Origin of the sequence: Janthinobacterium sp. 75, from assembly GCF_004365495.1 — a bacterium.
GTDB lineage: Bacteria > Pseudomonadota > Gammaproteobacteria > Burkholderiales > Burkholderiaceae_D > Janthinobacterium.
In genome coordinates this window covers 1,178,405-1,192,354 of record NZ_SORD01000001.1, presented here as the reverse complement: position 1 = coordinate 1,192,354, position 13,950 = coordinate 1,178,405, and the positions used below count along the sequence as shown (strand labels likewise).

Sequence of the window (13,950 nt, the reverse complement as noted above, 5' to 3'; positions counted from 1 at the left end):
CTTTGTCCTGCATTATCACTCAAATCATCACACTTCTCGCGCCAGGGCGAGGAATTCCGTGCGCAGCGCCAGGTTAGGCTGCATCTCGCCCAGCATGGCCGAGGTGATGGTTTCTTCGCCCGGCGTGCGGATACCGCGGCTTTCCATGCACAGGTGACGGCAGCGTACGACCACGCCCACCGACTTCGGTTCCAGCACTTCCATCAGGGCATTGGCGATCTGCATCGTCATGCGTTCCTGCACTTGCAGGCGCTTGGAGAAGCAATCGACGAGGCGCGTCAGTTTCGACAGGCCGACGATCTTGCCGTTAGGCACATAACCGATGGTGGCCTTGCCAAAGAACGGCGCCAGATGGTGTTCGCAATGGCTGTAGACGGGAATGCCGCGCACGACGATCAGCTCGTTATACTGTTCCGCGCCATCTTCAAAGGCTTTCAACAAGTCCACCGGATCCTGGCCATAGCCGGACGTCCAGTGCTTCCAGGCCTTGGCCACGCGCGCCGGCGTTTCCAGCAAGCCAGGACGCTGCGGATCTTCACCAAAGCTGCTGATCAGCCGGCGCCAGTCGTTTTCGGAGAATTCTTCTTGAGACATGCTAAACCACCCTAAAATTTTCAATTGCCGCCAGTATATAGAAAATGCGGCAAGCTGCCCGGGCAGCCCTTGCTTTACGACACTGCCGGCGGGCGGTGCGCTCTCACCAGCAGCGCGGAAATCGACACGCTGGAACTCGCTTCCGGCCAGGCATCGCCGGGGCCGAACCAGCGCGCTTCGGCGATCTCGTTTTCGTCCAGGCGGATCTCGCCATCGAGGTAATCGGCCGTAAACGCGATCATCAGCGAATGGGGAAACGGCCAGGACTGGCTCATGAAGTACTGCAAGTTGTGCACGCGCAAGCCGACCTCTTCCATCACTTCGCGGTGCACGGCTTCCTCGATCGATTCGCCCGCTTCCAGGAAACCGGCCAGCGGGCTGAAACGCTGCGACGGCGAATGCTTGTGCATGGCCAGCAGCACGGAATCGCCCTTGCGGATCAGCACCATCATGGCCGGCGAAATGCGCGGATACGCCAGCATGCCGCAGGCGGCGCACGTAAAGCAGCGTTCGCCACGCGTGCGCAGCATGGGCGCGGCGCACACGCCGCAATGACGGTGCGTGCGCGCCCACTCGGCCAGCTGCACAGCACGGCTGGCAAGGCCCAGGAAGGCATCGTCGACGGCATTGAATAGCGAGCGCATGCCGTGCCAGGCCAGGGGGCCAGCAGCAGGCAAGGCGTCGTCATCCGTCCAGACAGTCTGGCAATAACGGCCCTGCCACAGGCCCACGGGCTGCGCGCGGCTCAAGTCAATATCGAGCGCGGCCGCCTCGGCGGCAGTGGGCAGGGTCAGCTCGGGCGTACGCAACAGCAAGCGCCCGCGGTGAAAGACAAATGTCAGCGTCTCGGTGGCGGCCGGGGCCGGTTCAGGCGCATCAATCAGGGGCACAAAGGCATCAGGAGTCTGCAGCATGCTGGAAGTCAGTTTGTAAAGGTTGCTCATCATACTCCCGCTGCCAGACGCTTGCGCGCATAGCAGCGGCCGGAGCGCAAAGCAAGCATTCATGCGCCAGGACAGTGTTTTTTTCGCGGTACACCTGATCCGTTGCGTAAACGATACTGATAACGATTCTCATTTACGAAATAGCGCCAAGTTATTACAATAACGCCTTCCGTCTCCATCGCCAGCCACTTGTCCGCGTGCCCAAGCACAGCGGCGCAGAGCCAGCCAGGAACCACTACCCTGACCTTATCGAGAGAGCAAGATGGCAATCAAGAGCCGCAAACACGCCCCTACCCGTTTCAACCAGCATATCGGCGCCGCCCTGGCCGTGATGCTGCTGCCCGTCGCCGCCCAGGCGGCCGACCCGGCCGGCCAAAGTGCCCCGGCATCGCAGCAAACCCTGAACGAAATCAAGGTCGTGGGCTCCAAGGAAAATGATTTCAAGGCCGAAAAAGCCTCGTCGCCGAAATACACGGAAGAGCTGGTCAATACACCGCAAACCATCGTCGTGATCAAGAAGGAATTGATCGAACAGCAAGGCGCGCTGACACTGACGGATGCGCTGCGCAACACGCCGGGCGTAGGCACTTTTTTCCTCGGTGAAAACGGCAACACCAACACGGGCGACGCCGTCTACATGCGTGGTTTCGACTCGTCGGGCAGCATCTATGTCGATGGCGTGCGCGACGTGGGTTCCATCTCGCGCGACGTCTTCAACATCGAACAGATCGACGTGCTGAAGGGCCCGGCGGGCACGGACAGCGGCCGCGGTTCGCCCACCGGTTCGATTAACCTGGTCAGCAAGACGGCCACCATGGAAAACAAATTCAATTCGCTGCTGACCGCGGGTAGCGGCAAGCAAAAACGCGCCACGGCCGACTGGAACCGCATCCTCGACAGCGACTCCGGCACGGCATTGCGCCTGAACCTGATGACGCAGGACAGCGGCGATCCGGCGCGCGATGAAGTCAAGAACAAGCGCTGGGCCTTCGCGCCCACCGTCACCTTCGGCATCGGCAAGCCGACGCGCATCACTGCCAGCTATCTGCACGTGGACCAGAACAACGTGCCCGACGGCGGCGTGCCCACCATCGGCTTGCCAGGCTATTCGACGCCGGATGTCGCCACGAAGGATAAACCGGTCATCCGTAGCTACCTGAACAGCGCTGCCAAGGTCGATCCGAAGAATTTCTACGGCTCCACTGGGGACTACAACAAGGTCAAGGCCGACATGGGCACCCTGCGCATCGACCATGATTTCTCGCCCAACGTGCAGCTCCAGAACACCACGCGCTACGGCAAGACCAAGCAGGACTACCTGCTGACGGCCTTCATGGGCAACACCGCCAACCTGAATACGGAAACGAACGGGGTGAGGAGAGATCCTGCGACCTGGACCCTGGCGCGCTCGCTGCGCACCGTCAAGGATCAGGAAAACACGATTTTGACCAACCAGACCGTGGTCAGCGCACAATTCGACACGGGCGTGCTGAAGCATTCCGTGGTGGCCGGCGCCGAGTTCACCAGCGAAAAGCAGACCAACTACAGCTATGTGCCCGCCAGCCTGGGCAGCTTGCCGGCAGCAAACCTGTACCACCCGAACCCGCGCGACACCGTCACCGGCCACAACCCCGTGCGCAGCGGCGCTTTCACCGAAGGCGAAGTCAACACGCAAAGCCTGTATGTCTTCGACACCGTCAAGTTCGGCGACAAGTGGCTATTCAATGGCGGCGTGCGTTTCGACCATTTCAACACCACCTATGACGCCATCACCCTGCAAACGGCCGTGACTGCTCCCGCAGTACAGCCATTGCCAGTGGGCACGCCGATTCCTACCCATCTGACCCTGAGCGACACCTTGGCCAACGGCAAGATCTCGGCCATGTACAAGCCGACGCCGGACAGCAGCGTCTACGCCTTGCTGGCCACATCGAAAGCGCCGCCTGGCGTCAACTTCGCCCTGAGCAGCGGCGCCAGCAGCGCGCAAAACCCGAACTATGACCCGCAGGAAACCGTCACCAAGGAAATCGGCACCAAGTGGGACTTCCTGAAGCAAAAACTGTCGTTCTCGGCCGCCGTCTACCAGACCACCGTCAAGAATGAAGTGGAACAAGATCCGGTAATCCCCACCATTTATTACCAGACTGGCAAGAAGCGCGTGGAAGGCCTGGAACTGGGCGTGGTGGGTGAGATCATGCCGAACTGGCTGGTCAGCGCCGGCTACACGCGCATGAATACCAAGGTCGAGTCGGGCAAGGTCGTCACGGCCAGCGGCGTCAATAACCTCAGCTACACGCCAAAACAGGCGTTCACCAGCTGGACCTCGTACACCCTGCCGTTCGGCCTGAAGATCGGCGGCGGCGCGCGTTACGTGGGTGAAATGCTGCGCGGCACCGATGGCGCCGTCGGCACGCCTGCCCGCGTGGATGCCTACTGGGTCTTCGACGCCATGGCGACCTATACCGTCAACAAAAACCTCGACTTGCAGTTGAACGCCTACAACCTGGCCGACAAGACCTATGTGGCGGCCATCAACAAGTCAGGTTTCCGCTACACCCCGGGCCAGCCCCGCTCGTTCAGCCTGACGGCGAATATCAAGTTCTAAGCACGCATTGCGCCATATCAAGCCCCTCTTCGGAGGGGCTTTTTTATTGTCCTGATAATCTTGTCTTTTTACCGCACCGCCACCCTGCCGCGACTAGCGTATGAAAAGTCATACAGCGATAGCCCGCAGCGTCCAATATTTCGCGCAAGCACGCCGAATTGCTACATCCTGACAACAAAAAAGCTACTTTAAATCAACAACTTAAGAAGTTAGGACCCAAATTCTCATTTCAGGCATATCCTTTGCTATGTACAGGTTTTGCTGCAAATAATCGCTGGCACGCAAGGGCTTGTTTTTGAGAAATATTGACTCCAAGCTTGAGTTGCTCGCTATCAATAATCCGCTCACAGCGGCGTTTCACCGGAGGAGTCAACATGAAAAAGAAACGGCCATTAACCCTGTACATCCTGATTGCCATGATCCTCGGCATTGCCGTCGGTTATGGATGCAACACCGCCTTCCCTGATGCCAAGCTCAGCGCTCAGATCGCTGGCAATATTTCCATCGTCACCGACGTCTTCTTGCGCCTGATCAAGATGATCATTGCGCTGCTGGTATTTTCCACCCTGACAGTCGGTATTGCCCACATGGGCGACGGCAAGACAGCGGGCCGCATCGGCTTGAAAGCCATGTGCTGGTTCGTGGTCGCCTCGCTGGTTTCGCTGGCGCTGGGCATGGTGCTGTCGAACCTGATGCAGCTGGGCACCAACCTGGGCTTGCCATTGCCGGACGTACACGCATCGACCAATTTGAAAACGGCCGCCTTCACCTTGAAAGATTTCTTCACGCATCTGGTGCCGAAGTCGCCGATCGAGGCCATGGCCAACAATGAGATCCTGCAAGTGCTGGTATTCTCGATCTTCTTCGGCGGCGCACTGGCCGGCCTGGGCGAATCGGGCAAGACCCTGACGGCCGTCGTCGACCAGCTGGCACAAGTCATGCTGCGCATCACCGGCACCATCATGAACCTGGCCCCGCTGGCCGTGTTCGCCGCCATGGCGTCCGTCATCACTACCCACGGCCTGGGCGTGCTGGTCACGTTTGCCAAGTTCATGGGCGGCTTCTACCTGGGCCTGATATGCCTGTGGGCCCTGCTGATCGGCGCCGGCTTTGTCGTCATCGGCCCACGCATCTTCAAGCTCGTCGGCCTGATCCGCGAACCGTTCCTGCTGGCATTCTCGACGGCCAGTTCGGAAGCGGCCTATCCAAAACTGCTGACGGCGCTCGACCAGTTCGGCGTGGACCGCAAGATTTCCAGTTTTGTATTGCCAATGGGCTACTCCTTCAATCTCGATGGCTCGATGATGTACTGCACCTTCGCCGTCCTGTTCATTGCGCAAGCCTACGGTATCGACCTGTCGATCGGGACGCAGATCACCATGCTGCTGCTGCTGATGCTGACCTCGAAAGGCATGGCCGGCGTGCCGCGCGCTTCGCTGGTGGTGATTGCCGCTACCCTGAACCAATTCAATATTCCGGAAGCGGGCTTGCTGCTGCTGATGGGTGTCGACCAATTCCTCGACATGGGCCGTTCGGCCACCAACGCGGTCGGCAATGCCGTCGCCACGGCCGTCGTCGCCAAGTGGGAAGGTGGCCTGGCCACCGAGGAAGAAGCAGCCGCGGCCAACGCCGCCAACCAGAACACGGAAAGCCATTGGGGCGAAGCTGACCACGCTAGCAAAGCCTGATAGCGCCATGGCCCGCCACAAGCGGGCCATTTATTTGTTGTCCATGTTGAGTAACAAGCAGTCAGGTAGTGCGATCAGTAGTCATTCCAACTTATTAGAGAGATTTTCATGAAAAAAGTCCTGTTTACCCTGCTGGCCCTTGGCGCAGCTTCCGGCGGCGCATTGGCTCAATCCAGCGTGACCATCTATGGCGTGGCTGACGCTGGCCTGGTGTTCGACAAGGATGCAGCCGGTGACCGCCTGAACCGCGTCGCTTCCGGCGTCGCCTCGGGCTCGCGCATCGGTTTCAAAGGCAAGGAAGACCTGGGCGGTGGCCTGGCCGCTACCTTCGTGCTGGAAAGCGGTTTCAATATCGACACCGGCACCTCGGGCCAGGGCGGCCTGCTGTTCGGCCGCCAGGCGTATGTCGGCCTGACCGGCAGCGCCGGCGCCGTCACCCTGGGCCGCCAGTACTCGCCGTACTACCTGGCCCTGCGCGACGTGGCCGATCCGTTTGTCATCGGCCTGGCCGGCACGGCATCGAACCTGATGGTGACGAATATCCGCGTCGATAACATGGTGCAATACACCACGCCGACCTGGAGCAAGCTGTCGGCCGACCTGGCGTATGGCTTTGGCGAAGTGGCCGGCGACAATGCGAAAAACCGCAGCATGGGCGGCGCCGTGCATTACATCGACGGCCCGCTGAACGTGACCCTGACGCACCACCGCAAGGAAAATGCGCTGGCGACCGCCCAAACGCGCAACACCCTGCTGGCCACGCGCTACGACTTTGGCGTGCTGCAAGGTAACTTCGGCTACGCCGACAACCGCGCCATCGACAACAGCAAGAGCAACGACATCCTGGTCGGCTTCAGCGCCCCGTTCGGCGCCACCAAGCTGGTCGCGTCGTACATCCGCCACAACGACAAGAGCAATGCAAACCGTGACGCCCAGCAGTGGGCCATCGGCGCGTTCTACGCCCTGTCCAAGCGCAGCGACCTGTACACCGGTTACGGTCACATCAGCAACAAGAACGGCGCTACCTTCGTCGTTGGCAATGCCACCGACAATGGCACCGGCAACAGCGGTTTCAACTTAGGCATGCGCCACACTTTCTAAGGACGTCGGCCAAAATCTACTGCGCGGCGCGCTTTGCGGCCGGCGATGCTCACCGTACGGAAGTACGGTTGCGCTTCTCGGCCACAAATCACTGCCGCTCGCTACGATTTTGTCGGACGTCGTGATGTTCGTGAAATATGCGTCAAGCACGCTGCTGGCCGCCGGATTACTTTCCGGCGGCTTTTTTTATATTGAGATCATCAAGATGCGATACTGTGGGTTCTTGCAAGTTGGTAGCTGATTTTATGCATAGCAGTAACAAACCCTCCCTTTCCTGGCGCCAGCGCCTGTCGCAACGGTCGGGCCGCGAAACGCTGGCCTGGGGCGTGGTGCTGGCCGCCTGCCTGGCCACCGTGTGGCTCGTGTATTTCTGGACGGAACGCATCGCCATTGGCAAACTGCAAGCCAGCGGCGCACAGCGCCTGGAGGTGTATGTCAGCAGCCTGGAAAATGCGCTGGAAAAATACGACTTCCTGCCCAAGACCCTGGAGCTGAACCGCGACGTGATCCGTTTGCTGCAGCACCCGGAAGACCCGGTGCTGGTCGATACGGTCAACCATTACCTCGAGCAAATGAACGCCCAGGCGAAATCCTCGACCATTTTCATCAGCAACCTCGACGGCAACACGCGGGCCGCCAGCAACTGGCAGCAGCCAGACAGCTTTATTGGCGACAATATCTCATTCCGCCCCTACGCCCAGGATGCGCTACGCGGCACGCCGGGCCGCTTCTATGGCGTGGGCACGACGCGCCTGGAGCCCGGCTACTTCTTTGCCCATGGCATCTACCAGAATGGCCACATGCTGGGCCTGGCTACGGTAAAGGTGAACCTGGAAACCCTGGAAAAACGCTGGGTGCAGGGCGCGGACAAGGTCATGCTGGCCGATGAGCACGGCGTGATCTTCCTGAGCTCCATGGCGGACTGGAAATACAAGACGCTGGCACCGCTGTCGCCCGCCATCGTCGAGGAACTCAACCGCACGCGCCAGTATTACTCGAAGCAGCTCGAAGCGATCCCCTTCGTTTCCGACCGGCAGTTGGGCAATGGCGCGCGCGTGATCAGCGTGCGCGAGCAGGAACATGCCGATACGCCACCAAAGACCAGCTCCAGCGTCATGACGCAGATCAAGCTGAAGTCGCCGCAAGGCTGGACCTTCATCTATTTGTCCGACCTGGCACAGGCGAAAGCCAGCGCGCGCGCGGCGGCCGCCTTCTCGTGCGTGCTGCTGGGCTTTTTCATGCTGCTGTTCTTTTACCTGCGCCAGCGCCGCGCGGCCGTGGCGCAAAAATTGCGCGCCCGCGAAGACTTGCAGCATGCCTACGACAACCTGGAAGCCATGGTCGAGGAACGCACCTCGGAACTCAATGCCATGACACAAAGCCTGAGCCAGGAAATCGAGGTACGCAGCAAGGCCGAGCAGAAACTCCACATCACGCAGAATGAACTTTTCCAGGCCGGCAAAATGGCCGTGCTGGGGCAGATGTCGGCCAGCATCACGCATGAATTGAACCAGCCACTGACGGCGCTGCGCACCATGTCCGACAACGCCGTCATCCTGCTCGAGCGGGGGCGGCTCGACGACGCGCGGCGCAACCTGGCGAAGATCTCGCAAATTGCGGCCAGGATGGGGACCATTACGGGTCAATTAAAGATTTTTGCGCGAAAATCGACGACCAGCCTGACCTCCGTATCGATACCCACGGCGATCAGCAACGCCCTGTTCCTGGTCGAGCGCCGGCTGCAGGTTGAAAATGTGCGTTTCACCCTGCAACTGCCGCCCGAAGACATCTTCGCCATGTGCGAAAGCAACCGCCTGGAACAGGTGCTGGTGAACCTGTATGCGAACGCACTCGATGCCATGAATGGCAGCGACGTGCGCAGCCTGCGCGTGTCCGTCGAATGCACGTCGGAGCACGTCCTGATCCACGTGGCCGACACGGGGCCGGGCCTGTCGACGGAAGTGTATGAACACCTGTTCGAACCGTTCTTCACAACAAAACCGCAAGGACTGGGACTGGGCCTGGGACTGGCCATTTCCGAACAGATCACGCGCCAGTTCGGCGGCGTGCTGCGCGCCGAAAACGCCCCCGGCGGCGGCGCCATCTTCACCATCGAACTACAGATTGCAACGCAGGAGGAAAAACATGTTTGACGGCTTGAAGGTCCTGCTGGTCGAAGACGACCCCACCGTACGCGAAGGCAGCGAGCAGGCATTGCAGCTGGCCGGCCTGGACGTGCTGGCGTTTCACTCGGCCGAGCTGGCCTATAAACTGCTGACGCCGGATTTTCCCGGCATCGTGGTCAGCGACGTGCGCCTGCCCGGCATGAGCGGCCTGGAATTGCTGCAAGCGGTCAAGACACTCGATGCCAACCTGCCCGTGATCCTCGTCACGGGCCATGGCGACATCACCATGGCCGTGCACGCCATGCGCACGGGCGCCTACGATTTCATCGAAAAACCGTATTCATCTGACCAGCTGGTCGATGTCATCCTGCGCGCGCTGGAAACGCGGCGCCTGACCCTGGAAGTGCACAGCCTGCGCCGCCAGCTCGAGGACGGCGGCGGCATCGAAGCGCGCTTATTGGGAAATTCCGTGGCGATGCGCGACATACGGCGTTTGATACTCGACGTTGCCGACGAACCAGCCGACGTACTGATCTATGGCGATACCGGCACGGGCAAGGAAATGGTGGCCCGCTGCCTGCACGACTTCAGCCACCGCCGCAAGCACAACTTCGTCGCCGTCAACTGCGGTGCGATTCCCGAAAGCATTTTCGAGAGCGAAGTCTTCGGCCACGAACCGGGCGCATTCACGGGCGCGGCCAAGCGGCAGGTGGGCAAAATAGAGCACGCGGACCAGGGCACTTTTTTCCTCGACGAAATCGAAAGCCTGCCCCTGTCCTTGCAAGTGAAATTGCTGCGCGTGTTGCAGGAACGCTATATCGAACGGCTCGGTTCCAACGTGCCCACGCCCGTCGATGTGCGCGTCATCGCAGCGGCCAAACTGGACCTGGAAGACTTGTCGCAGCAGCAGAAATTCCGCAGCGACCTGTACTACCGCCTGAATCTGATCGTGCTGCATCTGCCACCCTTGCGCGAACGGCGCGAAGACATTCCCATCCTGTTCGAGCACTTCGTGCTGGCCGCCGCCGCCCGCTACAACCGCACCGCGCCCGTGGTCTCCAGCGCACAGATGCGCAGCCTGATGGCCCATTCCTGGCCGGGCAATGTGCGCGAGCTGCGCAATATCGCCGACCGCTTCGTGCTGGGTATCGCCGGTGGCGCCTCGAGCCTGCTGGCGGGCAGCCAGGCCAGTCCCTTGTCGCTGGCGGAGCAAGTGAACGGCTTCGAACGTGCATTGATTGAGCAGGAACTACGCGCATATTCCGGCAACGTCAGCGAAGTGAGCACAGTGCTCGGCTTGCCGAAACAGACCTTGTACCACAAGATGCAGAAGTACAATCTGGTGGCCGAAGAGTTCAGGTAGGTACGCCGACACGGCCCGTGCGCAGAGGCACGACCCAGTCGGGCCGGCCGTTCGCCAGCGCCAGCCGGGCCGCTGTTTCCCAGTCATACGCCACCGCATGCAACTGCGCTGCCCAGGCGCCATCCGCGTCCTGTTCAACGATGGCATAGCGCGCATGCGGCGTGCCGTTTTCCATCACGTGCGGATAACCATGGTCGTCGTCGTAGGCTTGCAAGCCGACGCTGCCCGGGTTGACGATCAGCCGTCCATCGGCCAGGCGTACTTGGCGCGGCATATGCGTGTGGCCGCACAGGATCAATGCCGCGTCCGCCGTCCCGGCGCGTTCGGCCACCTCTTCCGGCGTAGCCGCGCGGCTGCCTTGCGGCGTCACGCTGTCGAGAAAATACACGAGGTCGCTTTGTGGCGTGCCATGCACGAGCAGCACATCGGGGCGCAAGTGCAAGGTGGCGGGCAGCGCGTCTATCCACGCGAGTTGTTCGGGCAACAGCTGCGCGCGTGCAAAGGCATCAGAGACGCCCATGCGGACCGGGTCACCGAACAACTGGCGTTCGTGGTTGCCGCGGATGGTGGGCAAGCCGAGACCCATCAGGCGCGCCGCCGTGGCGCGCGGCCGCAGATGGCCCGAGACGATATCGCCCAGGTTGACAGTGACGTCGACCCCGTGGCGGGCGATGTCGGCCAGCACGGCCTCGAGCGCGTCCAGGTTGCCGTGGATATCGGAAATGGCGGCGATTCTCATGCAATGTCTCCTCTTCTCGCACACCATTCTGCACGCGTCCAACGTTGCAGACAATGTCAGCACACAGAAATCAGCCCGGCAAGCGGGGCGGGTTCAGCTACCAGTTATTACGCATAGTAGGACAAATCCGACGGTAATTTGCGCCGTGCGGCTACGTGATTCAAATGTAACAATTGCTACCATTTCCTCATTGCATTAACCCGTAGGCCGCCCCAGCGTCGCGGCCCACCTATCATCTTTCCGAGGAGTAGTCCCATGTTTGTTACGCCCGTCCCCGCCCGCCTGTCCCCACCCCGTTTGCGCCATCTCGCCTTGCGCGGGAGCATGATGCTGGGCGTGCTGGGCATTGCCACGGCGGCCGCCACGGCGCGGGCCGAGCCATCGCCCACCCTGGACCGCGTCAGCATTTCGGTAGGGGCGTTTTCCGCCGATCCGCGCATCAATATCGGCGCCGACACACAGTTTGGCCGCATCGACGCACCCGAATCAAAGCCCAGCCATACCACCATCCCGCGCATCAAAGCGGACTTGCTGATCGGCGACCGCCATGGCCTGGCATTCGACTACTACCGCTACGACAAATCCTACACGCCAAGCCTGACCGGCGAGACCATCATCAATGGCCAGCCCGTCACGGGCACGGCCACGGCGAATGCGGATTTGAAACTGGACCTGGCCAAGCTGGCCTATAAATGGTGGCTGGGCAGCGGCAACGACACCTTCGGCATCGGCCTGGGCGCCGCCTACTACCATGCCAACCTGAACGGCACGGCCACCGGCGTGGTAAATGGCGAAACGGCCACGGCGCGTGATTCCATCGGCGAGCACGCGTTCGCGCCCCTGCTGGAAGTGGGCTGGCGCCACGCCTTCACACCGGACTTGCGCATGTATGCGGAAGCGTCGGGCATCAAGAAAAACGGTGGGCGCATCAACGGCCACATTTACGGCGGTAATGTCGGCGTGGAATGGTTTCCGTTCAAGAATATCGGTTTCGTGGCCGATTACGGCATCTCGAAAATCAAGCTGCACCGCGACAGCGAACGCGATGCCGACCTGAACATCCGCCTGACGGGACCGTCGGCATATGTGAAAGTACGCTTCTAAACCGATTCAGGCCGCCGGTTTCAGCAAAGTTAGCTGAAACAGCGGCAGGCTGGCATCGTCCCATGCTTCGACCCTGGCAAACGGCAGGCGCGCAAACGCCTGCCGCCAGAATGCATTTGCATGCGCATCGGCGCGAAACGTGGCCACCAGCCACGTCTGCGCGCTGCCCAGCAGCACCCGGCGCACCACTTCCAACGCCACGCCCCGGCGCCGGTATTTCTTCAGAATAAAAAAGTCGCTGAACTCCTGCACGGCCCGCCCGCCCGCCATGCCGGGTTCCGTGATGAAAAAGCCCGCCAGTTCGCCATCGACCTCGATCCAGCTGGCCGTATGGCCGGCTGCGTGCACATACGACGCCAGCCCTGCGTCGCACACGTCGTAGCGACCGTCGGCCAGCAGTGCCTCGCCGCTCCAGGCCGAATTATCGTAGCAATACAGCTGGAACAGCTGCGCCAGCGCTCCCTCTTCGCCGGGCGCAACGGCGCGCAATGTCATGTTCTGTACTGCCGGCATAATTTCGTCTTTCCGCCACTTGGCGTCGCTGAGTTGGCGAGTGTAGCACCGCGTCACTCATCCCTCCCACCTGCATTTCAGGCCAGAATTTTCGCCCTTTGTCGCAAAAACATTAATTTTCTCCCAATTGGTTATATATTATTGTTTTTAAGTAACATCCGCCATCGCGGCTGAAAAACAAGGGTGATCCCCTTCCTCAGACCGGCAGACAGGTATCTGCCGGCTTTCATACCCAAGCTCTGGAGAGTGCTGCACATGCTATCGATCAAACAGCTGAACAAAACGTATGCCAATGGCGTCAAGGCCATCAACGATGTCAGCCTGGAGATTCCCAACGGAATGTTCGGCTTGCTGGGACCGAATGGCGCAGGCAAGTCCTCGCTGATGCGTACCATTGCCACTTTGCAAGATCCCGATAGCGGCAGCATCCATTTCGATGGCGTCGATGTGCTCAAGGACAAGGCAGGCCTGCGCCGCCAGCTGGGCTATCTGCCGCAGGATTTCGGCGTGTATCCGAAGGTCAGCGCGGAAACCTTGCTCAACCACTTTGCCGTCTTGAAAGGTTTGACAGAAAAGGGAGCGCGCAAGGAAGCCGTGGAAGCCTTGTTACAGCAAACCAATCTGTGGGAAGCGCGCAAGCGCAACCTGGGCACGTATTCGGGCGGCATGCGCCAGCGCTTCGGCATCGCCCAGGCCCTGCTGGGCGCGCCGCGCCTGGTGATCGTCGATGAGCCTACTGCCGGCCTGGATCCGGACGAGCGCAACCGCTTCCTGAACCTGCTGGCGAAAATCGGCGAGCAAGTGGTGGTGATTCTGTCGACGCACATCGTCGACGACGTGACGGACCTGTGCCCGCGCATGGCCATGATCGTCAAGGGGCAGGTGCTGGTGCAGGGCGAGCCGCAGGCGGCCATCGACACCTTGCACGGCAAGGTCTGGCGCCGCAGCGTCACGACGGAAGAACTGGCGCAGTACCAGCAAACCTTGAACGTGCTGTCGACGCGCCTGGTGGGCGGCAAGCCGCAAATCAATGTGTTTGCCGACAGCCAGCCCGACAGCGGCTTCGTGCAGATCGCCGCAGACCTGGAAGACGTGTACTTCCTGCACGTGCGCAATGCTGCCCGCCACGGCGCTGCCGCGCCGGCCGCAATCGCAGTCGCAGCGTAAGGGGCC

At 60.8% G+C, this 13,950-nt stretch carries 11 protein-coding genes; 7 read left to right on the top strand and 4 right to left on the bottom strand.

Features of this window, described 5'->3' with window-relative positions; translation table 11 throughout:
- Nucleotides 1-27: 27 nt before the first annotated feature.
- Nucleotides 28-594: a GTP cyclohydrolase I FolE gene (folE, locus tag C8C89_RS05520; RefSeq protein WP_035822985.1), complete on the bottom strand. Its 567-nt coding sequence runs from the start codon at nt 592-594 to the stop codon at nt 28-30.
- A gap of 74 nt (nt 595-668) precedes the next feature.
- Nucleotides 669-1,508: an NAD(+) diphosphatase gene (gene nudC, locus C8C89_RS05515; RefSeq protein ID WP_133989086.1), complete on the bottom strand. Its 840-nt coding sequence runs from the start codon at nt 1,506-1,508 to the stop codon at nt 669-671.
- Nucleotides 1,509-1,800: 292 nt separating this feature from the next.
- Here nudC and C8C89_RS05510 point away from each other — a divergent pair, with 292 nt between their 5' ends.
- The 5 genes from C8C89_RS05510 (at nt 1,801) to C8C89_RS05490 (ending at nt 10,421) form a co-directional block, all read left to right on the top strand.
- A complete protein-coding gene (locus tag C8C89_RS05510) occupies nt 1,801-4,143 on the top strand; it encodes a catecholate siderophore receptor Fiu (protein ID WP_133989085.1) in 2,343 nt (780 codons plus the stop codon).
- A gap of 374 nt (nt 4,144-4,517) precedes the next feature.
- The gene (locus tag C8C89_RS05505) at nt 4,518-5,831 is read left to right on the top strand and encodes a dicarboxylate/amino acid:cation symporter (RefSeq protein WP_101483171.1); all 1,314 of its coding nucleotides are present in this window, start codon (nt 4,518-4,520) and stop codon (nt 5,829-5,831) included.
- A gap of 108 nt (nt 5,832-5,939) precedes the next feature.
- Entirely contained in the window at nt 5,940-6,932 is a 993-nt protein-coding gene (locus tag C8C89_RS05500; protein WP_101483172.1) for a porin, read from the top strand.
- Between the two features lie 245 nt (nt 6,933-7,177).
- A complete protein-coding gene (locus C8C89_RS05495; RefSeq protein WP_101483173.1) occupies nt 7,178-9,085 on the top strand; it encodes an ATP-binding protein in 1,908 nt (635 codons plus the stop codon).
- Nucleotides 9,078-10,421 (top strand): sigma-54 dependent transcriptional regulator, encoded by a 1,344-nt coding sequence (locus tag C8C89_RS05490; protein ID WP_133989084.1) that lies wholly within the window; start codon nt 9,078-9,080, stop codon nt 10,419-10,421. Before C8C89_RS05495 ends, C8C89_RS05490 begins: the two co-directional genes overlap by 8 nt.
- On the opposite strand, the gene C8C89_RS05485 is transcribed toward C8C89_RS05490, so the two are convergent.
- A complete protein-coding gene (locus C8C89_RS05485) occupies nt 10,414-11,160 on the bottom strand; it encodes a metallophosphoesterase family protein (protein ID WP_133989083.1) in 747 nt (248 codons plus the stop codon). The genes C8C89_RS05490 and C8C89_RS05485 overlap by 8 nt on opposite strands.
- A gap of 255 nt (nt 11,161-11,415) precedes the next feature.
- On the opposite strand from C8C89_RS05485, the gene C8C89_RS05480 reads away from it, so the two are divergent.
- Nucleotides 11,416-12,264 carry a hypothetical protein gene (locus C8C89_RS05480; RefSeq protein ID WP_133989082.1) on the top strand — a complete coding sequence of 283 codons (849 nt, stop codon included), beginning with the start codon at nt 11,416-11,418 and terminating at the stop codon, nt 12,262-12,264.
- A gap of 6 nt (nt 12,265-12,270) precedes the next feature.
- Here C8C89_RS05480 and C8C89_RS05475 read toward each other — a convergent pair whose 3' ends face one another.
- Nucleotides 12,271-12,777, bottom strand: a complete 507-nt coding sequence (locus C8C89_RS05475) for a hypothetical protein (RefSeq protein ID WP_133989081.1) — start codon at nt 12,775-12,777, stop codon at nt 12,271-12,273.
- Nucleotides 12,778-13,032: 255 nt separating this feature from the next.
- On the opposite strand from C8C89_RS05475, the gene C8C89_RS05470 reads away from it, so the two are divergent.
- Nucleotides 13,033-13,944, top strand: coding sequence for an ABC transporter ATP-binding protein (locus tag C8C89_RS05470; protein WP_133989080.1), 912 nt, complete (start codon nt 13,033-13,035; stop codon nt 13,942-13,944).
- The last annotated feature ends 6 nt before the right edge of the window (nt 13,945-13,950 follow it).